18 protein-coding genes are annotated in these 20,048 nt (G+C 70.2%); 16 read left to right on the top strand and 2 right to left on the bottom strand.

Annotation, left to right across the window (positions count from 1 at the left end; translation table 11 throughout):
- The first annotated feature begins 134 nt into the window (after window positions 1-134).
- The 10 genes from ribD to J7E89_RS23775 all read left to right on the top strand — a co-directional run bounded on the left by ribD (window position 135) and on the right by J7E89_RS23775 (window position 8,634).
- Window positions 135-1,211, top strand: a complete 1,077-nt coding sequence (gene ribD / locus J7E89_RS23820) for a bifunctional diaminohydroxyphosphoribosylaminopyrimidine deaminase/5-amino-6-(5-phosphoribosylamino)uracil reductase RibD (RefSeq protein WP_214976444.1) — start codon at window positions 135-137, stop codon at window positions 1,209-1,211.
- On the top strand, window positions 1,212-1,820 hold the full coding sequence (locus tag J7E89_RS23815; protein WP_214976425.1) for a riboflavin synthase: 609 nt from the start codon (window positions 1,212-1,214) through the stop codon (window positions 1,818-1,820).
- Complete coding sequence (locus J7E89_RS23810; protein WP_214976424.1) at window positions 1,817-2,470, top strand: nicotinamide mononucleotide transporter family protein; 654 nt, start codon at window positions 1,817-1,819, stop codon at window positions 2,468-2,470. Before J7E89_RS23815 ends, J7E89_RS23810 begins: the two co-directional genes overlap by 4 nt.
- The gene (locus J7E89_RS23805) at window positions 2,467-3,756 is read left to right on the top strand and encodes a bifunctional 3,4-dihydroxy-2-butanone-4-phosphate synthase/GTP cyclohydrolase II (protein ID WP_214976423.1); all 1,290 of its coding nucleotides are present in this window, start codon (window positions 2,467-2,469) and stop codon (window positions 3,754-3,756) included. Before J7E89_RS23810 ends, J7E89_RS23805 begins: the two co-directional genes overlap by 4 nt.
- A gap of 55 nt (window positions 3,757-3,811) precedes the next feature.
- On the top strand, window positions 3,812-4,297 hold the full coding sequence (gene ribH, locus J7E89_RS23800; protein ID WP_214976422.1) for a 6,7-dimethyl-8-ribityllumazine synthase: 486 nt from the start codon (window positions 3,812-3,814) through the stop codon (window positions 4,295-4,297).
- A gap of 35 nt (window positions 4,298-4,332) precedes the next feature.
- Entirely contained in the window at window positions 4,333-4,605 is a 273-nt protein-coding gene (locus J7E89_RS23795) for a phosphoribosyl-ATP diphosphatase (protein WP_214905880.1), read from the top strand.
- 60 nt (window positions 4,606-4,665) lie between these two features.
- Window positions 4,666-5,523 (top strand): ATP phosphoribosyltransferase, encoded by an 858-nt coding sequence (hisG, locus tag J7E89_RS23790; protein ID WP_069929748.1) that lies wholly within the window; start codon window positions 4,666-4,668, stop codon window positions 5,521-5,523.
- 42 nt (window positions 5,524-5,565) lie between these two features.
- The gene (locus J7E89_RS23785; RefSeq protein WP_214976421.1) at window positions 5,566-6,018 is read left to right on the top strand and encodes a PH domain-containing protein; all 453 of its coding nucleotides are present in this window, start codon (window positions 5,566-5,568) and stop codon (window positions 6,016-6,018) included.
- A gap of 190 nt (window positions 6,019-6,208) precedes the next feature.
- Window positions 6,209-7,543: a hemolysin family protein gene (locus J7E89_RS23780; RefSeq protein ID WP_214976420.1), complete on the top strand. Its 1,335-nt coding sequence runs from the start codon at window positions 6,209-6,211 to the stop codon at window positions 7,541-7,543.
- Window positions 7,540-8,634, top strand: a complete 1,095-nt coding sequence (locus J7E89_RS23775) for a hemolysin family protein (protein ID WP_214976419.1) — start codon at window positions 7,540-7,542, stop codon at window positions 8,632-8,634. Before J7E89_RS23780 ends, J7E89_RS23775 begins: the two co-directional genes overlap by 4 nt.
- A gap of 25 nt (window positions 8,635-8,659) precedes the next feature.
- Here the strand turns inward: J7E89_RS23775 and J7E89_RS23770 are convergent, their stop codons facing one another.
- A complete protein-coding gene (locus J7E89_RS23770; RefSeq protein ID WP_214976418.1) occupies window positions 8,660-10,585 on the bottom strand; it encodes an AAA family ATPase in 1,926 nt (641 codons plus the stop codon).
- Window positions 10,586-10,928: 343 nt separating this feature from the next.
- The gene (locus tag J7E89_RS23765; protein ID WP_214976417.1) at window positions 10,929-11,570 is read right to left on the bottom strand and encodes a uridine kinase; all 642 of its coding nucleotides are present in this window, start codon (window positions 11,568-11,570) and stop codon (window positions 10,929-10,931) included.
- Window positions 11,571-11,813: 243 nt separating this feature from the next.
- Here J7E89_RS23765 and J7E89_RS23760 point away from each other — a divergent pair, with 243 nt between their 5' ends.
- The 6 genes from J7E89_RS23760 to J7E89_RS23735 form a co-directional block, all read left to right on the top strand.
- The gene (locus J7E89_RS23760; protein ID WP_214976416.1) at window positions 11,814-13,148 is read left to right on the top strand and encodes a peptidase C39 family protein; all 1,335 of its coding nucleotides are present in this window, start codon (window positions 11,814-11,816) and stop codon (window positions 13,146-13,148) included.
- 110 nt (window positions 13,149-13,258) lie between these two features.
- Window positions 13,259-14,446 carry a histidine kinase gene (locus tag J7E89_RS23755; protein WP_308315580.1) on the top strand — a complete coding sequence of 396 codons (1,188 nt, stop codon included), beginning with the start codon at window positions 13,259-13,261 and terminating at the stop codon, window positions 14,444-14,446.
- Between the two features lie 411 nt (window positions 14,447-14,857).
- The gene (locus J7E89_RS23750) at window positions 14,858-16,594 is read left to right on the top strand and encodes an acyl-CoA dehydrogenase family protein (protein WP_214976415.1); all 1,737 of its coding nucleotides are present in this window, start codon (window positions 14,858-14,860) and stop codon (window positions 16,592-16,594) included.
- Window positions 16,591-18,348, top strand: a complete 1,758-nt coding sequence (locus tag J7E89_RS23745; protein ID WP_214976414.1) for an acyl-CoA dehydrogenase — start codon at window positions 16,591-16,593, stop codon at window positions 18,346-18,348. The genes J7E89_RS23750 and J7E89_RS23745 overlap by 4 nt, the downstream gene beginning before the upstream one ends.
- A 2-nt stretch (window positions 18,349-18,350) precedes the next feature.
- Window positions 18,351-18,635, top strand: coding sequence for an acyl carrier protein (locus tag J7E89_RS23740; protein WP_214976413.1), 285 nt, complete (start codon window positions 18,351-18,353; stop codon window positions 18,633-18,635).
- 21 nt (window positions 18,636-18,656) lie between these two features.
- A partial coding sequence (locus J7E89_RS23735; protein WP_285439280.1) for a condensation domain-containing protein occupies window positions 18,657-20,048 on the top strand: 1,392 nt, incomplete at its 3' end.

The following is a 20,048-nucleotide window of genomic DNA, read 5'->3' as shown; positions in this document are numbered from 1 at the left end:
TACGGCGTCCCGTCGTACCCGTTGGCGTTTTTCCCGCTCTCTGTCGTCATCGACAGCCCCGGAGTCCGTGCCCGAAGAGGCAGGAGGACCCGGTGGCCACCGCAGCCGAAGCAGCCACGACCGACGCGAACGCCATGCGTCGGGCGGTCGCGCTTGCCGCCCGCGGACTCGGCTCCACCAGCCCCAACCCGGTCGTCGGATGCGTCGTTCTCGACGCCGCCGGCCAGGTCGCGGGCGCCGGATTCCACCAGCGCGCGGGCGGCCCGCACGCCGAGGTGCACGCCCTGCGGGAAGCGGGGGAGCGGGCGCGCGGCGGTACGGCGTACGTCACCCTCGAACCCTGCAACCACACCGGCCGCACCGGCCCCTGCACCCAGGCCCTCGTCGCCGCCGGAATCACCCGCGTCGTGTACGCCGTCGCAGACCCGAACCCGCAGGCAACCGGCGGTGCGGACACCCTGCGCGCGGCCGGAATCCAAGTGGAGCAGGGCCTGCTCGCGGACGAGGCGGAGGCGGGCAACGCCGCCTGGCTGACGTCCGTACGCCTCGGACGCCCGTACGTCCGGTGGAAGTACGCCGCGACGCTCGACGGCCGTATCGCCGCCGCCGACTCCACCAGCCGCTGGATCAGCTCCGCCGAGTCCCGCGCCGACGTCCACCGGCTGCGCGCCGAGGCGGACGCCGTGATCGTCGGCTCCGGCACGATGCGCGCCGACGACCCGCACCTCGCCGTACGCGGCATCGAGGGCGCAACCCAGCCGCTGCGCGTCGTCGTCGACACGCAGGCCGCTGCCGTCAAGCCCGGCGCCCGCGTCCTCGACGACGCCGCGCCCACGCTGATCGCGGTCGCCGACGACGCCGACGCCACACACCTGACCGAAGCGGACGCGGCGGTCGTACGGCTGCCACGCGCCGCCACCGGTCTCGACATCCACGCGCTGCTTTCCGCCCTGCACGCCCGTGGCGTCCGTTCCGTACTCCTCGAAGGCGGGCCGACGCTCGCCGGCGCCTTCGTCGCCGCGGGCGTGGTCGACGCCGTCACCGGCTACCTCGCCCCCGTACTGCTCGGCGCGGGCCCCGCCGCCCTCGCCGACGCCGGAATCACCACCATCACCGAGGCGTTGCGGCTCGACGTGACCGAGACCGTCCGCATCGGCCCCGATCTGCGCATCACCGCCGTCCCCGCCACCCCCGTATCGAAGGAGCACTGAGTGTTCACCGGAATCGTCGAAGAGCTGGGTGAGGTCACCGCCGTCGAGAACCTCGGTGACGCCTCCCGTTTCCGACTGCGCGGACCCCTCGTCACCGAGGACGCGAAGCACGGCGACTCCATCGCCGTCAACGGCGTCTGCCTCACCGTCGTGGACTTCGGGGACGGTGAGTTCACCGCCGACGTGATGGCCGAGACCCTGACCCGCTCCAGCCTCGGCGCGCTCACCGTCGGCTCCCGCGTCAACCTGGAGCGCCCCATGGCGCTCGGCGGCCGCCTCGGCGGGCACCTCGTCCAGGGACACGTCGACGGCACCGGCACGATCATCGGCCGCGAGCCGTCCGAGCACTGGGAGATCGTCAAGGTCTCGCTCCCGGCAGACCTGTCCCGTTACGTCGTCGAGAAGGGCTCCATCACCGTCGACGGCGTGAGCCTCACCGTCGTCGAGGCCGCGGACGACTACTTCACCATCAGCCTCATCCCCACCACCCTCGCCCTCACCACTCTCGGCATCAAGCAGGCCGGGGACCCGGTCAACCTGGAAGTGGACGTACTCGCCAAGTACGTCGAGCGGCTGCTGGGCGCGGAACAGAAGGAGAGCATCAAGTGAGCGCCGTGTCCTGGCTGAACACCGAGGCGTTCACCGCCTTCGACCAGCACATCCTGTGGTCCGACATGATCGGCAACACCATCGGCCTGATCGCCCTGGCGCTCGGCTGGCGTCGCTCCATATGGACCTGGCCCGCCCAGTTCATCTCCGGCGTCATCCTCGTCGCCGCGTACTCCTCCGCGAACCTCAGCGGCGGCGTCGGTAAGCAGCTGCTCGTGATCGGCGTCGCCCTGTGGGGCTGGCGGCAGTGGCAGCTCGGCAAGCAGCAGGCCCAGGACGGCTCGATCGCAGTGCGCTTCGCCACCTGGCGCGAGCGCGGACTGCTGGCGGCCGGAGCGGTCGTCGGCACGCTGGCCGTCGGCGGCCTCTTCACCCTGTACCCGTCGCTGTCCTGGAGCCCCTGGGCCGACGCGTACATCTTCGTCGGCACGCTCGTCGCGATGGTCGCCCAGGCGCGCGGCCTGGTCGAGTTCTGGTTCGCCTGGCTGCTGGTCGACCTGGTGGGCGTACCGCTTGCCTTCAGCAGCGGCCTCGCCTTCTCCGGCCTTGTGTACGTCGTCTACTTCGCCCTCGTCCTCTGGGGTGCCTACGACTGGTGGCAGCGTTCGCGTACGAGCGTGAAGCCCGCCATGGAAGGAGCAGCAGCATGAGCGCCCTGCCCACTTGGTACAGCACCGACAACGCCGAGGACCTGGCCCTCGACCCCGTCGAACTCGCCATCCGCGACATCGCGGCCGGCCGCCCCGTGGTCGTCGTCGACGACGAGAACCGGGAGAACGAGGGCGACCTCGTCATCGCCGCCGAGATGGCGACGCCCGAGATCGTCGCGTTCATGATGAGCGAGTGCCGCGGCCTGATCTGCGCGCCCATGGAGGGCGACGAGCTGGAGCGGCTCGAACTCCCCCAGATGGTCGAGAACAACACCGAGTCGATGAGTACGGCCTTCACCGTCTCCGTCGACGCCTCCGCCGAGCACGGCGTCACCACCGGCATCTCGGCCGCCGACCGCGCCGCCACGCTGCGCCTCCTGGCGAGCGGCCGCTCCACCGCCGGCGACTTCGTACGCCCCGGCCACATCTTCCCGCTGCGCGCCAAGCCCGGCGGCGTACTCGTCCGCAACGGCCACACCGAGGCCGCCGTGGACCTCGCCCGGCTCGCGGGCCTGCGCCCGGCCGGAGCGATCGTGGAGATCGCCGGCGAGGACGGCGTGATGCTGCGGCTGCCCGAGCTGATCCCGTTCGCCCGCAAGCACGGCCTGACGATCATCTCCATCGAGGACCTGATCGCCTACCGCCGCACCTCCGACCCCAAGGTGCGCCGCGAGGCCACCGTCCAGCTCCCCACGTCCTTCGGGGACTTCACGGCGTACGGCTACCGCTCGACCGTCGACGGCGTCGAGCACGTCGCGCTCGTACACGGCGAGATCGGCGACGGCGACGACGTCCTCGTGCGGATCCACTCCGAGTGCCTGACCGGCGACATCTTCCACTCGCAGCGCTGCGACTGCGGCCCCCAGCTGGAAGCATCCATGCAGCGCATCACGGATGCCGGCCGCGGCGTCGTCGTCTATCTGCGCGGCCACGAGGGGCGCGGCATCGGACTGCTGTCCAAGCTGCGGGCGTACGAGCTCCAGGAACTCGGCCGCGACACCCTCGACGCCAACCTGGAGCTGGGCCTGCCCGCCGACGCCCGTGACTACGCGGCCGGGGCGCAGATCCTCGATGACCTCGGCGTACACAGCCTCAGGCTGATGACGAACAACCCCGAGAAGACGGCCGCGCTCGTACGGCACGGCCTGACCGTCATCGGGCGCGAGCCCATGCCCGTCAAGGCGGGCGAGCACAACCTCCACTACCTGCGGACCAAGCGGGACCGGATGGGGCACGACCTTCCGTGGCTGGACGGCGCCTCCGCCTCCACTTGCGGAAACCAGTAACGCAACCCGTAACGGCAACCAGTAACTCCGTAACAAACCTCGAAGGAGAGAACGAGTGAGCGGCAAGGGCGCACCCGAACTGAGCGTGAAGAACTGCGGAGACCTCCGGGTGGCGGTGATCGCGGCCCAGTGGCACGAGAAGGTCATGGACGGTCTCGTCAACGGCGCGCTGCGCGCTCTCCACGAGCTGGGCATCGACGAGCCGACCGTCCTGCGGGTCCCCGGCAGCTTCGAGCTCCCCGTCGTCGCCAAGGTCCTCGCCGGCCGTGGCTACGACGCGATCGTCGCCCTGGGCGTCGTCATCCGCGGCGGAACCCCCCACTTCGAGTACGTGTGCCAGGGCGTTACGAACGGCCTCACCCAGGTCTCCGTCGACACCGGTGTCCCCATCGGCTTCGGCGTGCTGACCTGCGACACCGAGGAGCAGGCCCTGGACCGGGCGGGAATCGAAGGCTCGAACGAGGACAAGGGCCACGAGGCGGTCACCGCCGCCGTCGCCACTGCGACCACACTGCGCACGGTCGCCGAACCCTGGCGCTGAGTGTCCGCAGGCCACCCCGTACTCTAAGGACCATCATGGCCAACAAAACCTTCGAAGAGCTCTTCACCGAGCTCCAGCTCAAGGCCGCCAACGGCGACCCCTCCACCTCCCGCACCGCCGAGCTGGTGGACAAGGGTGTGCACGCGATCGGCAAGAAGGTCGTCGAGGAGGCCGCCGAGGTCTGGATGGCCGCCGAGTACGAGGGCAAGGAAGCCGCCGCCGAGGAGATCTCGCAGCTGCTGTACCACGTCCAGGTGATGATGGTAGCCCGCGGGATCTCGCTCGACGACGTCTACGCCCACCTCTGAGCTGCACCCTTTTTCTCATTACGTACGATTACTCCCACCGCACAGAAGGAACCTGACCTCATGCTGCGCATCGCCATCCCCAACAAGGGCTCCCTCTCCGGACCTGCGTCGGAGATGCTCCATGAGGCCGGTTACCAGCAGCGCAAGGAGTCGAAAGAGCTCCGCCTCGTGGACCCCGAGAACGAGGTCGAGTTCTTCTACCTGCGGCCCCGCGACATCGCGATCTACGTGAGCTCCGGCCGCCTCGACATCGGCATCACCGGGCGTGACCTGCTGCTGGACTCCGGCGCGAACGCCGAGGAGATCCTCCAGCTCGGCTTCGCCCGCTCGACCTTCCGTTACGCCACCAAGCCCGGCACCGCGACCGGTGTCAAGGACTTCGGCGGCATGACGGTGGCCACCTCCTACGAGGGCATCGTCGCCAAGCACCTCGCCGACGAGGGCATCGACGCCGCCGTCGTCCACCTGGACGGCGCGGTCGAGACCGCCATCGAGCTGGGTGTCGCGCAGGTCATCGCCGACGTCGTCGAGACCGGCACCAGCCTGCGCAACGCGGGCCTCGAAGTGATCGGCGAGCCGATCATGAAGTCCGAGGCCGTCGTGATCCGACGTACAGGCGTCTCCGCCGAGGAGGCCGTCGACCCGAAGGTGGCCCAGTTCCTGCGCCGCCTGCAGGGCGTCCTGGTCGCCCGCAGCTACGTGATGATGGACTACGACTGCCGCGCCGAGCACCTCGAAGCGGCCGTCGCCCTCACCCCGGGCCTGGAGTCGCCGACCATTTCGCCGCTGCACAACGAGGGCTGGGTCGCCGTCCGCTCGATGGTCCCGGCCAAGGAGTCGCAGCGCGTCATGGACGACCTGTACGAGCTCGGCGCCCGCGCCATCCTCACCACGGCCATCCACGCCTGCCGCCTCTGAACCACCAGCCTTACCCGAGCCCTCAGAAGGAACGCGACCGCCGTGTCACAGTCCGAGCTCCCCACCCTGCCGGTCACCTTCCGGCCGACCCGTACCCGGGCCGTCCTCCTGACCGTCGGGGTGGCGATGTTCGCGGTCATCACCGCGATCGCCCTGCTCCTCGAAACGCTCAGCGCCGGGGAGCGAGTCTCCTTCATCTTCACCGCGGTGCTGCTCTTCGGCGTACTGCTGCTGCTGAGCCGCCCCAAGGTCGTCGCCGACGAGGCCGGTGTCACCGTGGTCAACCTGACCACCAAGCGCCGGCTGGAGTGGGCCGAGATCGTACGGGTCAACCTGCGCCCGGGTGACGCCTGGGTCTTCCTCGACCTCAGCGACGGCACCAGCCTCCCCGCCCTCGGCATCCAGCCCGGTGTCGCCAAGCAGCAGGCCATCCGCGACGCCCGCGCCCTGCGCGCCCTCGCGGAATCCCGCGGCACAGGCACACACACCGGGTGAGCCCCTGCCCGACCCGGCCCGGTGCCGTTTACTCTGTGGAAGGCGGCGCCGAGTGCGCCCCGCTCCGCATTCAAGGGCCTCACCGGCCCGCGGGGCACCTGCGACCCGAGGAGTGACTCCCTCCAGCAATGGACGGATCGTCCGGCAGTACCTGCGCCGCCCCTTGTTCTCATTCTTCTGAGGCGGCGGCATGACCGTCCCCCTCCTGCTGCTTGCCGCGGCATTCCTCCTGATCCTCGCCAACGGTTTCTTCGTGGCCGCCGAGTTCGGCCTGGTCACCGTCGAGAAGCAGGACGCCGAGCGCGCCGCCGCCGCAGGCGACCGGCGCGCCCGCACCGTCGTATCAGCGCTGCGCGAGCTGTCCTTCCAGCTCTCCGGAACCCAGCTCGGCATCACCATCACCTCGCTGGTGGTCGGCATGCTGGCCCAGCCCGCGCTGGCCCACCTGCTGTCCGGTCCCTTCACCGCCGCCGGCATACCCGAAGGAGCCGTCCCCGGCGTCTCCGTCATGGTCGGCATGCTGCTCGCGTCCGCCGTCCAGATGGTGATCGGCGAGCTCGTCCCGAAGAACTGGGCCGTCTCCCACCCGTTGCAGGTCGCGCGCTTCGTCGCCGGACCGCAGCACCTCTTCTCGACCGTGTTCCGCCCGGTGATCTCCCTGCTCAACGCGGTCGCCAACCGGCTCGTACGGATGGTGGGCGTCGAGCCCACCGACGAGCTGGCCTCCGCGCGCACCCCGGGCGAACTCGTCTCGCTCGCCCACCACTCGGCGCGGGCCGGAGCCCTCGAACAGGACACCGCCGATCTGTTCGTACGGACGCTCTCCCTCGGCGGGCTCACGGCGCAGCACGTCATGACGCCGCGCGTGAAGGTCAGCGCCCTCCAGTCCTCCGCGACCGCCGCCGACGTACTCAACCTCACCCGTGCCACCGGCCTCTCGCGCTTCCCCGTCTACCGGGAGCGCATCGACGAGATCGTCGGCATGGTCCACCTCAAGGACGCGCTCGCCGTGCCGGTGCACGAACGACTGCGGACCCCGGTGGCCAGGGTCGCCGTACCGCCGCTGATGGTCCCGGAGACCCTGCCCGTGCAGCAGCTCCTCGACCGGCTGCGCAGAGAGCAGCCCATCGCCGTGGTCGTCGACGAATACGGCGGTACGGCCGGGGTCGTCACGCTGGAGGACATTGTCGAGGAGCTCGTCGGAGAGGTCAGGGACGAGCACGACGACGAGGGCGCCCAGCGGCCGGAACTGGCCGCCGCGCCCGCCGAGGACGGCAATCCGGCCTGGGAGGCGGACGGCAGCTGCCGGGTCCTCACCCTGCGCCGCATAGGCCTCGAAGTACCCGAGGGGCCGTACGAAACCGTGGCCGGGCTCGTCGCCGACCTGCTGGGGCGCATCCCCGCTCCCGGCGACCGCGCCGAACTGCCCGGCTGGCGGCTCTCCGTACGACAGGTGGACCGCTACCGCGCGGAGCGGGTGCGCTTCGTCCGCACCGCGCGAGTCGTCACGGAGGCGGTGCGATGAGCGTTCTCCAACTGCTGTTCGCACTGCTCCTCGTGCTCGCGAACGGCTTCTTCGTCGGCGCCGAGTTCGCGCTCGTCTCCGTACGCCGCAGCCAGATCGAACCGCTCGCGGCCCAGGGCTCGGCGCGCGCCGGACAGGTGATGCACGGCCTGGAGAATCTGCCGCAGATGATGGCGGCGGCGCAGTTCGGCATCACTGTCTGCTCCCTGACGCTCGGCGCGGTCGCGGAGCCGACCGTGGCGCACCTGCTGGAGCCGGTCTTCCACGCCGTGCACCTGCCCGAAGGGCTGATCCATCCACTGGGGTACGTGATCGCGCTCGCCGTGGTGGTCTTCCTGCACCTGGTCATCGGCGAGATGGTTCCCAAGAACCTCGCCATGGCCGCTCCGGAGAAGACCGCGCTGTGGCTCAGCCCGGGGCTCGTCGGATTCGCCCGGCTGTGCCGTCCGGTGACGGCCGGGCTCGGCGCGTGCGCGCGGGTGGTGCTGCGGCTCTTCGGCGTCGAGGCCAGGGACGAGGTCGAGGCGGTCTTCACCAGCGAACAGCTCAACCGGCTCGTGGAGGACTCCGGCCAGGCGGGGCTGCTGGAGCCGGGGGAGCAGGAGCGGCTGGAGGACGCACTGGAGCTCGGCAGCCTGCCGGTCACCGACGTGCTGCTCGACCGGGCGTCGCTCGTGACCGTGCAGCCGTCGGTCACGCCGCGCGAGATCGAGGAGCTGACGGTGCGCACCGGCTACTCGCGCTTCCCGGTGTGCGCCGACGGCGGGGCGTTCATGGGCTACGTCCACGTCAAGGACGTACTCGACCTGGAGGAGCGGGAGCGGGCAGTTCCGCAGCAGGTCTGGCGCCCGATGGCGACGCTGAGCGCCGAACTGCCCCTGGACGACGCCCTGTCCGTGATGCGCCGCGCGGCGACGCATCTGGCGCAGGTCGCGGACGGGTCGGGGCGGGTGCTCGGGCTGGTGGCGCTGGAGGACGTACTGGAAATGCTGGTGGGCGAGGTGCGCGATCCCGCTCACCGGGTGGTGGTGCCGCAGCTGTCCCGGGACACGGCGCCGGCGGCGGACGAAGAGGTGGCGCTGGTGGGCTGACCGGCGGGACCGTCCGCGCGTTCGCTCAGAGCGCGGGCGGTTCCTGCCGGCCGCGGTTCGCCGGTCCGCGGCCCGAGAGGACCTCGCCGTACGCCTGCATCAGGTCGGGCAGGCGCAGCGTCGAGAGGTCGTCGCGGGTAGGGGTGGCGGCGTAACCGGAGAGCCTGAGGTCGCGGTACGCGCAGCTCTTCTCGTACAGCGTGCGCAGGAAACGGCCGTTGCCCAGCTCGTCGATCCAGCCCTGGTCGACGACGTGCCCGCTGATGCTGCGCAGCTCGTCCAGCGCCTCCTCGTCCCACGCGTCGCCGTTCTCGGCGGCCAGCACCTCGCCTATGGCCGTCAGCTCCAGCGGCCGGTAGCTGGGGAAGTCCACCCGGGTCGTGAAGCGGGACGACAGGCCGGGATTGACGGCGAGCAGGCGGTCCATGCCCTCCGGGTAGCCGGCGAGGATCACGACGAGGTGGTCCCGGTTGTCCTCGGCGCGCTTGAGGAGCACCTGGAGGGCCTCGTCGCCGTAGGCGTCGCCCTTGCTGTAACCGGAGTTGGAGAGGGAGTACGCCTCGTCGACGAAGAGCACCCCACCGATCGCCGAGTCGATCAGCTCATTCGCCTTGACGGCGGTCTGCCCCAGGAACTCACCGACCAAATCGGCTCGTTGGGCCTCCACCAGATGGTCGCCGCCGAGCAGCCCCAGCGCGTAGAAGACCCGGCCCAGGATCCGGGCGACCGTGGTTTTGCCGGTGCCGGAGGGGCCGGAGAAAACGAAGTGGCGTTTGGGCGGCTGTACGGGAAGGCCCTGCCCGGCCCGCAGCCTGGCCATGTTCAGCTGCGCCGACAGGGCTTTGACCTGGCGCTTCACCGGTTCCAGGCCGACCATGCGCTCCAGCTCGGCCAGGGCTTCGGCGAGCAGCGCCGGATCGGAGGGACCGGCCGGGAAGGCCTGAGCCGCCCCCGGCCGCGGCCCAATCGTCGCTTTCTCCCGTACGCCGCTGTCCCCGGCCACCGGGCCCGCGCCGCCGCCGAGCGGCGGCTGACCTCCGCCGCCCAGCAGCAGGTCCCGGCCGCCCTCCGGAACCTCGGGCCCCGCGAGGCTCTCCGTATCACCCGCCGCGTCGGCCGCGTCCTGGCCGATCCCCGCCAGCGATACGGCGGCGAAGCCGGCGGAGTCCTCGTAACCGTCCCCCTCGGCGATCGCCGCCAGCCGCGCCGAGGTGTCCATGAAGGCCGGGTCCACCCGGTGCACGGCCCGGTAGAGCGGCAGCGCGGCCGCGCTGCGCCCGGTTCCCTCGTGCGCGCGGGCCAGCCAGTAGCGCAGCTCCTTGCGCTGCGGCTGCTCACTGCGGCAGCGCATCAGGGCGGCGGACAGCATCGGCTCGGCCTGCCCGTACATCTCCAGCCGGACCCGCGCCATGCCGCCGAAGAGCCCGGTCTCGATGCCGAGCAGCGGATCGTCGACGAGCGGGTCCGTATGGCGTACGAGCTGCTCCCAGTCCTTGACCAGGTACGCCCGGCACGCGTGCAGGAACCGCACCTGCGGATCTGCGTCCACCGGCGGCAGTCCGGCCAGCGCCTGGTCGAGCTCGGGGACATGGCGGCCGTCGAGCCAGTGGGAGGCGTGCGCGAGCAGCAGGTCGCGCGGCTTCTCCAGGACGGGCTGGACCCACCAGCCCAGCCAGTACCACGAGTTGAGGGTCCGCCGGTGTCTGGCGCGCTGCTCGCCGAAGCGCTCGCGGTGGCGGTACATGCGCAGGAGAGCGGTGGTGGTGTCGATGCGCAGCGCGTGGAGTCCGAGCCAGCCGTCGGCCATGCCGGGATCCATCCGTACGGCGGCCCTGAATTCCTCTTCGGCCTGCGGATAGGCGCCCATCGTGTACGCGTCGACGCCACGCAGCCAGGCGAGGTCGGCGGGGGCGTTGATGCCCTGCGTACCGAATTCCGTCACGTCCCCCACAGACCGTGCCCCCCCGTGATGTGCCGGCCGGGCCTGCGCCCGTCGGCTGTCCTCGGAACCGCTTTGTCGCGGACGGGAATTGACCGCACCGTAAGGCATCGTACCCGTGCGGGTGGCACAGACCTAAGGGTGGCGCAGGCCCAGCAGTGACAGTGACCGAGGGTGAGCGAAGTGGGTCACCCGACGCCCGCCGAAGGGCGCTGTGGGCAGAACGAAGCCCCCGATCACGGGGGAACAACCGGGGGCTTCGCGTCTGCGGGGCTTCGAAAAGCCGCACATTGAGAACGTAAGACCTGTACGCCCCCTGGGTCAAGCGGAGTTGAGGCACTTGCGAGGGAGGTTTTCAGGCCGTTTCTGAGGGTCGGGGCAGGTAGTCACGCATCGTGACGGTTTGGTTCGGTCGTGCTGTCGCGGCGGGCCCCGGGAGCCACTCGTACCCCTCCTGACACTGCCGTACCAGCAGATCCGCGTACGGACGCGAGGGGTCCGCGGCGAAATGGCGCATCTCCGCCGCTGTCCATCCGTCCCAGAAGCCGGCTAGCGCCGGTCCGTCCCTGCGGCGCCCGCGCGCCCAGGAGTCGCCCGCAGCCATCTCCATCCAGAGCAGCCGCGCGAGAACCGGGCGTACGGCGGCCCGCCCGGCCCCGACGCCTTCGATCAGCACTACGGGCGCGGGGGCGAGTGGCTGTGCGGGCCCGAAGCGGCGCAGCGTCCAGTCGTACGGGGCGTACCGTGCGCTCTCGCCCCGCGAGAACGGGTCTGTCACCTGCTCGCGCAGCCGTCCGGTCCACTCGAAGAGCTCGTCGTGGGTCGCCAGATCGTCGAGGTGCAGTACGGGCGCCCCGCCGAGCGCGGCCGCCAGTCGCGCGGCGAAGGTGCTCTTGCCGGAGCCGGCGTGTCCGTCGACGGCGACGAGCCGCACGGGGCCGCAGGAGGGCGGTAGCGCGCGCAGGGAGCGGGCCAGCTGATCGAGACGACGTTCCACGCCTCTACCCTAGGCCGCCTGCGGCGGAGCATTCCGCACCCCGCCCCTTCCCGAAACTGGGGCTCCACCCCAGACCCCGCTCCTCAAAGCCGGAGGGCCTGCCGCCACGCCACCGGTCCACACCAATATTGGTGCGGGCGACGCGGTCCGAAGTGCTGGCAGAAGCCCGCCGCCACCAGCCATAGTTGGCCCACTGTCGTGCACCTTCCCGCGCCATCCGCATCCGACCCGGGGGCCATGACCATGACCAGACCCACGTCACGCCGCACCGTCCTGACCGCCGCGATCGCCGCGGCGGTCGGCGCAGGCACCGCATCAGCCGCCCCTGCCGCCGCCGCCCCGCCCCGCCGCCTCATCGACAACCGCTTCTGGTCCTCGTACCCAGACTGGCGTTCCGGCGCCGCCGCCGGCACCAAGGTTGTGGCAGGCCGCAGGCCCGGACTGGTCATCGCAACCCCGTCCGGCCGCACCGACTACACCGACCCGCACACCGGGACCACCTCCAGCTGGGAGAGCGCGACCTGGACCTCACCCGTCCACCGCTCCACGGTCCCGGCCACCGAGGTCATCGCCTCCTGGAACGCCCACACCCCCGCCGGCACCTGGCTCGCGGTCGAGCTGCACGGCACGTACTCGGACGGAACCACGACACCCTGGTACGTGATGGGCCGCTGGGCGGCGGGCGACGCCGACATCAAGCGGACCTCCGTCGACGACCAGAGCGACGGCCGCAGCAGCATCTGGACCGACACGTTCTCCATGAACAGCACAGCCGGCGCCCTGCGCCTGGCCTCGTACCAACTGCGGCTGACCCTCCACCGCAAGCCCGGCACGCAGCTGACCCCCACGGTCTGGCGCCTCGGCGCAATGGCCTCCGACATCCCGGACCGCTTCACCGTGCCCGCCTCGCAGCCCGGCGTATCGCGTGAGCTCGTCGTCCCGCGCTACTCGCAGAACACCCACATCGGCCAGTACCCCGAGTACGACAACGGCGGCGAGGCCTGGTGCAGCCCCACCTCCTCGCAGATGATCATCGAGTACTGGGGCCGCAAGCCCACCGCCGCCGACCTGGCCTGGGTCAATCCGGCCTTCGCGGACCCGCAGGTCTGCCACGCGGCGCGCTTCACGTTCGACTACCAGTACGACGGGTGCGGCAACTGGCCCTTCAACGCCGCGTACGCCGCGACGTACAAGGAGATGAACGCCGTCGTCACCCGCCTCCACTCGCTCACCGACCTGGAGAGGTTGGTCCGTGCGGGAATCCCGGCCATAACGTCGCAGTCCTTCCTCAAGGAGGAACTGACGGGCGCGGGCTACGGCACGGCAGGCCACCTCATGACCGCCATCGGGTTCACGCCCGACGGCGACGTGATCGCGAACGACCCCGCCTCGCCGAGCAACGAGGCAGTGCGCCGCGTCTACAAGCGCCGCGAGTGGGAAAATATCTGGCTGCGTACGAAGCGCTACAACGCGAGCGGAAAAGTCACGTCCGGCACCGGCGGCGTCTGCTACATCTACTGGCCGACCAACGCAGCCCCAAGTCAGCACCGCGTATTGAGGTCGCTTGGTCTGGCCTGACCATGCGCGGCGCTCCTGGCCGACCATAGACGGTCGGACCCGCCGTACGAAAGATCAGCAGGGCTTGAACACCCCGTCGGAGCCGGCTCGACGTGTCTAGGGTGGTTCGCATGAAGGAACCGGACAGGGGCGAGAGGCTCGCGGCGATCTGGCGGACCGTGCCGGGGAACCTGCGCAGGGACCTCTGGACGGCCGACGCCGATGCTCGCCCCCGCAAGAGCCGGTCGCGCCGGCTGTCCGTGCTCGAAGGCGTGGCGCCGGTCCTGTTCGGAGTGGCCCTGGCCGTCTTCAACTGGAACCGTTACTTCTACGGCTACCAGTTGGGGGCGCTCGGCATCCTCATCGTTGTCGGCCAGTCCGTTGTGCCCCTTCTGGCGCTTCTCCGCCCGATCCCGGGCTGGTGGACGTCGACACTGCTGCAGGTGGCGCTCGTAGTGGCTTGGTTCGCACCCCGTGACGTCGCCAGCGACTGGAGTGCGGACTGGTCAGGACGCGAACTAGCGCTGCAGGCATGGGTGCTGTTCCTGGTCGCCCTGCGATCCCGGCCACGCGTCGCGGTCGAGACGCTGTTGATCAGTGTGGTGACGGGCCTGCTGTTCGTCTTCGTCTGGGGTTACGAAGGCTATGCCACTCTCACCGTCGCGGTCCTCGCGATCGCCACGCTGGTCGGCTCCTCGCTGCGCTACCGCAATGTGGCGCGCAGCCAATTGGTCGCGCAGGAGGAACTCACCGCCGAGGAGCGGGCCCGGCGCACACTCCTGGAGGAGCGCACCCGGATCGCCCGCGAACTGCACGACGTAGTGGCCCACCACATGTCGGTGATCTCCATCCAGGCCCAGGCCGCCCCCCACCTGGTCGAGAACCCGTCCCCGGAGCTGAAGGAGAACCTGGAGAGCATCCGCCAGAATGCCAAGGACGCGCTCACCGAACTGCGCCAGGTGCTCGGCGTGCTGCGCTCCGAGCACCCCGAACCGGACGCCGAGCGGCACGCCCCGCAACCCGACCTCGGCCGGCTGGACGAGCTGGTCGCCAATGTCCGCGGCGCCGGGCTCGGCGTCACCGTCCGTACCAGCGGGAGGCCGGTCCAACTGGCGCAGAGCGTCGAGCTGTCGGCGTTCCGTATCACGCGAGCGCGCCGCGATGGTGGGCGGCAGCGTGGCATGCGGAGCCACGGCCGACGGGGGATACGAAGTGACTGCCGTACTGCCCGCGTTGCTCCCCGCCGGACCCGCCGCCCCTGTGGAGCACACCGCAACACGCTCATCCGAGCACTGATCGCAGACGGCGTAGCTCCGTAGAGCAGCCGCAATTCGCACTGGATCGTCGCCGGATTCGCCGTCTTTCCGTCTGTCGTTTCTCTAAGTGTCAGAGAATATTCAAATGCCAATCGGGGTGTCAGCGGATCGCCCTGCAATGCGTCGCAGGCTTCTCCAGTCAATTACCACGGTGGCATGTCGTTTCACGCACCGTCAAGCTCTCTCATGAGGCACGCCCGGGTGTTCAACTGCCGCGATGGCGCAGTTGAACACGCGTGGTTGTGCAGGATCGGGCGTAACGGCTTTGCCGCGTCGATGTGTTGAAACCTCGCAAGCCGCAGACTATGTTCCCTGGTCACATGGAATTATGTCCCGGGATGCGCTCCGGATATTAGCTCGTATCCATTGCCGACCGTGCGAGGAACAGCCGTGAGGCAGAAAGAGAACCGTCCCGTGCATGAGACCGCTGCCGCAGCTCTGGAATTCGAACTAGGGGCCCCGGGAAATGAGCACCCGTCATTTCGGCCCGCATATCTCGCCGAGCTCGACCGGCGTGAGGAGTTTCCCGCCGCGGCATGCAAGGTCCTGGATGACTTCGGCCTGAACGAGTACTACGTACCTGCTGGGGCCGGCGGAAGTCTCCGGGATTACACGGAACTTCTGCAGTTGCTGCGCACCGTGGCCCGCAGGGACCTGACCGTCGCCGTGGCACATGGAAAGACATTCCTGGGCGGGGCGTCCGTGTGGGTGGCGGGGAGTTCGGAACAGGCCGCGCATCTGGGCGACCTGATCACCGACGGGGCTGTCGTTTCCTGGGGCCTCACCGAGCGGCATCACGGCAGTGATCTGCTCGCGGGAGAACTCATGGCGACGCCAATTGCGGACACCTGGCGCCTCACGGGCGAGAAATGGCTGATCAACAACGCCACCCGGGGCCGGGCCGTCTGCGTACTGGCCCGAACCGCCCGGGAAGGCGGCCCGCGCGGCTTCAGCCTGTTCCTGGTGGACAAGCAGCGCCTCGCGGACGGATCATGGAGCACTCTGCCCAAGGTCCCCACGCACGGCATCCGCGGCGCGGACATCAGCGGCATCGAATTCCACGATGCGCAGGTCCCCGGCACAGCGCTCGTGGGCGAGGCGGGGGACGGCATCGAAACCGTCCTCAAGGCGCTGCAGCTCACCCGCACCACCTGCGTGGCCCTGTCGCTCGGCGCCGTCGACACGGCGCTGCGGATCGGCCTGGACTACGCGCGCGACCGCAGCCTGTACGGCCGAAGGCTGATCGAGCTGCCGCGGATCCGCCGCATCCTGGGCCGGGTCAGCGCCGAGCGGCTCGTGGCGGAGGCCGCCGGCATCGTGGCCGTACGCAGCATCCACGCCCTCACGGGCGAGATGAGCGTGACCTCCGCAGTGGCCAAGGCCCTCGTGCCCGACCTGGTGCAAGGGGCCGTCGACCGGGTCGCCGAACTCCTCGGAGTGCGGGGCTTCCTCACCAAGGCGTACGCCGACGGCGTGTTCGCCAAGTTGGAACGCGACCACCGGGTCGTGTCCATCTTCGACGGCAACACGGCCGTCAACAGGAACGCGCTGATCGACCAGTTCCCCCTGCTCGCCGCCGGCTACCGCCGACGACGGTGCGACGCGGCGGGCGTCCGGCACGCCACCGATCTCGGCGCACCGCCACCCGAGTTCGCACCGGGACGGCTGGCCCTGCTGTCCTCGGGGGGTTGCAGTCTGGTCCAGAGCCTCCCCGACGCTGTCGCACGCGTCCGCGCCCAGGCGGCCGAGGGACTGCTGCCCCGTCAGGTCGCCGCGCTGGCCGACCGGATCAGGCAGGCGACGGACACCCTGCACGAGGAACTCGCGACCCGGCAGCGGTCCGCGCGGACCGTGCCCTCCGCCGCCTTCGCACGAGCCGAGCGGTACGAGCTGTGCTACGCCGCCGCCGCGTGCCTCCAGCTGTGGCTGGGCAACATGCCGCTCCCGGAAGCACGCGGCGAGCAGCCGACGGTGTGGCACGACGGACTGTGGCTGCAGGCATGCCTCCACACCATCGCCACCAGGCTCGGCCTCCCCCTCGAGGAAGCGGACGACGCGGTCTACGACCGGCTCGTCGAGCACTTCCTGGAGGACCGGGTGCCGACCCTCTTCTCTCCCCCACACCACGAAGCGGCCAGGAGCACATCATGACGGGCACGACGACCCCGTCCGCGCGCGGCCCGTTCCCGCACCGGGCCGACGCGCTGGAACAGCACCTCGGTGATCCCCTCGACCCCGGCAACCCCCTGGGCTTCCCCGCCGTCCTCGCGGCGGACGAGCGAGCCGACATGTTCGCCGACGGGGAGCGCGCGCTGGACGCGTACGGCCTGGGCGCCGAGTTCGTACCGGCCCGGTACGGCGGGCGCCTGACCCGCCTCGACGAGCTCATCGAGATCATGCGATCCGTCTACCGCCGCGACCCCTGCCTGGGCCTCGGCCACGGGGTCAGCTCCTTCATCGCCTCGGTCAACATCTGGACCGCCGGCAACGAGGAGCAGTGCCGCCGGATGGCCGACCTGCTGCTGAGCAACCGCAAAGTGGCCGTCGCCTACCACGAGTTGGCGCACGGAAACGACATGGTCGGCACCGAGTTCCAGGCCCTTCCCGGGACCGACGGCCGTCTGCTGCTCAACGGCCGCAAGGAGGTGGTCACCAACATCCAGCGCGCCGACGCCGTCGTCATGTTCGCGCGCACCGACCGCCGACCGGGCAGCCGGAGCCATTCCCAGATCCTGGTCGACAAGGCCCGGATACCCGAGGGCCGCATGCGCTACCTGCCCAGGTTCTCCACCGTCGGCATGCGCGGCGTCCAGCTGGGCGGCATGGAGTTCCACGACTGTCCGCTGCCCGCCGACGTCATGGTCGGCCCACAGGGCCACGGCCTGGAGACGGCGCTGAAGTCCTTCCAGGTGACGCGCACAACGCTGGTGGCCATGTTCACCGGCATCCTCGACACCGCCCTGCGCACGTGCCTGCGTCATCTCACCTCGCGCAGACTGTACGGACGGCCCGCGGTCGAACTTCCCGAGGTCCGCTCCGTGCTGGCCGCGGCCCATGCCGACCTGCTGCTGTGCGACGCCTTCTCCACTGTCGCGGCCCGGGCCCTCCACGTCGTACCGGCCGAGACCGCGATCTACTCGTCGGCCGTCAAGTACGTCGTCTCCAAGGTGCTGATGGACGCCATGCACCGGCTCTCGACGCTCCTCGGCGCCCACTTCTACATCCGCGAGGGCGAGCACGCGATCTTCCAGAAGCTGCTGCGCGACAACCAGCTGGCCGGCTTCGGACACGCCGCCCGCGCCGCCTGCCAGATGTCGCTGCTGCCGCAGCTTCCCCTGCTGGCACGGCGTTCCTGGCGGGGAGCGGAGGCACCCCCCGAAGAACTCTTCCGGCTCGGCACGGACCTGCCGCCCGTTCCCTTCGACCGTCTGAAAGTCAGCGCCGGCGGCCGGGAACGACTCAGCTCCTCGCTGGCGGCCGGCCTGGCGGCCGAGCCGGGGCTCGGCGGCGTACACCCCCAGATCGAGCAGGTCGGCGGACACCTCGCGGACGATCTGCGGCGGCTCGCCGACGAGTGCGAGCGACTGCCCGCCGCCGAACTGACCGTGGCGGCAAGCTCGGCCGGTTACGACCGGACGCACCGCTATGCGAACGTCCTGGTGGCCGCCGCCTGCCTCGGGCTGTGGCGCGGAAACCAGGACCACCAGGACCCGTTCCTCCGCGATCCGGCCTGGCTCGCGGCCGTCCTCAGCAGAATCCCCGTGCGGCCCGGCAGCCCGCCCGCACGGCTACCCGACAACCTTGAACGGCTCCTCTTCGACGAGCTGATGGAGCGCTACGAATCGGCGACAAGTCTCGGCCTGGTGAGACGAAGGCTCGCCGACCACAACCCGAGGGGGAACTGATCATGTCGGACTCCGCAGTTGAGAACACCGGACAGAACCTCTCCCGGGAGGAGCTGACCGCCTGGCTGAAGGAGCGCGTCGCCGAGCACGTGGAGATGTCGGCCGACGACATCCGGTCGGACGAGCTGCTCGCCGGCTACGGCCTCGACTCCGTGTACGCCTTCGCCGTCATCGCCGATATCGAGGACCGCCTGGGAATCACCCTCGAATCCACCGTCATGTGGGACAACCCCACGCTCGACGCCCTCGTCGTCGCCATCTCCGCGGAAATGCGTACCCGGAGCTGACCGTACGGCTCCGCAGCAGGAATGACCGGCCGCCGGGGATGCGCGCGGTCCGGCAGGAAGACAAGCTCGTTCGAAGAGAACCTAGGTAGGTATTCAGTGTCTGAGCACGGGTCGGTTCGCTTGCCTCTTTCGGCTGCGCAGATGGGCGTCTGGGTGGGCCAGCAGCTCGCCCCTGAGAGCCCGCTGTACAACTGCGCGACCTACTTCGAGATCTCGGGACGAGTGGACGCCGCGCTCCTGACCGAGGCGGTTCGCCGCGCGGTCGCGGAGACCGAGGCGCTGCGCGTCCGGTTCGTCGAGAACGGGGACGGGCTCTCGCAGATCGTGGGGCCGGCCGGCGACGACGTCCGCGTAACCGTCCTGGACGTCTCCGCCGAGCCGGACCCCGACGCGGCCGCCCGCTCGTGGATGGCCGACGACCTCGCCACCCCGGCAGACCTGCGCTCCGGTCCGCTGTACGCCCACGCCCTGTTCCGGACCAGCGACGAGCGGTCCTTGCTCTACTTCCGGCACCACCACATCGCCCTCGATGGATACGGGCAGTCCGTGTACTGCGGCCGCCTGGCCCAGATCTACACCGCCCTGGCCGCCGGCCAGGAGCCGTCGGCCACCCGCTTCCGCCCGCTGGCCGAACTCCTCGACGAGGATCGGGCGTACCGCACCTCGCCGCGTCACGACGCGGACCGCGCGTACTGGCACGACGCCTTCGCGGACCAGCCGGAACCCACACCTCTCACCGGCCGCGCCGCAGACCCCGCGCCCGCCCTCCTGCGCCGTACCGTCCGGCTGACCACGGACCGTACGCCTCACCTGACCGCAGCGGGCCGCTGGCCCGTCGTTCTGGTTGCCTCCATCGCCGCGTACATCCACCGCCTCACCGCGGCCGGCGATGTCATCGTGGGTCTGCCCATGACGGCCCGCACCACACCCCTCGCACTGTCCACCCCCGCGATGCTCGCCAACGAGCTCCCGCTGCGCCTGTCCGTGACCGGGCGCACCACGCTGTCAGACCTGGTGCGGCAGGCCACCGACCAGATCGCCGGTTCCCTCAGGCACCAGCGGTACCGCGGCGAGGACCTGCGCCACCAGATGAACCTCTCCGGCGCCACCGGAGGAGTGCATTCGGTCACCGTCAACGCCATGTCCTTCGGGCAGAGGATTCGGTTCGGCGGCCACGACACCGTCGTGCACCCGCTGTCGACCGGGCCCGTCAAGGACCTGTACGTGGCCTCCTACGGCGACCCGGCCGCCTCGGAGAACGGCGTGCTTCTTGAGTTCGACGGCAACCCCGCGCTCTACACCGAGGATGAGCTTGCCGCCCATCAGGACCGCTTTGTCGCCTTCCTGAACGACCTCACCGCCGCGCCCACCGAACCCGTCGGCCACGCCGACCTCTTTGATGAGGTTGAGCGG

The sequence above is a fragment of the Streptomyces sp. ISL-100 genome, from assembly GCF_018614615.1.
Lineage (GTDB): Bacteria > Actinomycetota > Actinomycetes > Streptomycetales > Streptomycetaceae > Streptomyces.
The sequence above is the reverse complement of the archived record's forward strand: the minus strand, read 5'-3'. Positions and strand labels throughout refer to the sequence as shown.

Bases quoted from the DNA above. Each gene is read 5' to 3' on its own strand.
- J7E89_RS23755 (WP_308315580.1), top strand. From the start codon at position 13,259: ATGAAGGAACCGGACAGGGGCGAGAGGCTCGCGGCGATCTGGCGGACC.
- J7E89_RS23795 (WP_214905880.1), top strand. From the start codon at position 4,333: ATGGCCAACAAAACCTTCGAAGAGCTCTTCACCGAGCTCCAGCTCAAG.
- J7E89_RS23775 (WP_214976419.1), top strand. From the start codon at position 7,540: ATGAGCGTTCTCCAACTGCTGTTCGCACTGCTCCTCGTGCTCGCGAAC.
- hisG (WP_069929748.1), top strand. From the start codon at position 4,666: ATGCTGCGCATCGCCATCCCCAACAAGGGCTCCCTCTCCGGACCTGCG.
- J7E89_RS23805 (WP_214976423.1), top strand. From the start codon at position 2,467: ATGAGCGCCCTGCCCACTTGGTACAGCACCGACAACGCCGAGGACCTG.
- ribD (WP_214976444.1), top strand. From the start codon at position 135: ATGCGTCGGGCGGTCGCGCTTGCCGCCCGCGGACTCGGCTCCACCAGC.
- J7E89_RS23760 (WP_214976416.1), top strand. From the start codon at position 11,814: ATGACCAGACCCACGTCACGCCGCACCGTCCTGACCGCCGCGATCGCC.
- J7E89_RS23745 (WP_214976414.1), top strand. From the start codon at position 16,591: ATGACGGGCACGACGACCCCGTCCGCGCGCGGCCCGTTCCCGCACCGG.
- J7E89_RS23780 (WP_214976420.1), top strand. From the start codon at position 6,209: ATGACCGTCCCCCTCCTGCTGCTTGCCGCGGCATTCCTCCTGATCCTC.
- J7E89_RS23740 (WP_214976413.1), top strand. From the start codon at position 18,351: ATGTCGGACTCCGCAGTTGAGAACACCGGACAGAACCTCTCCCGGGAG.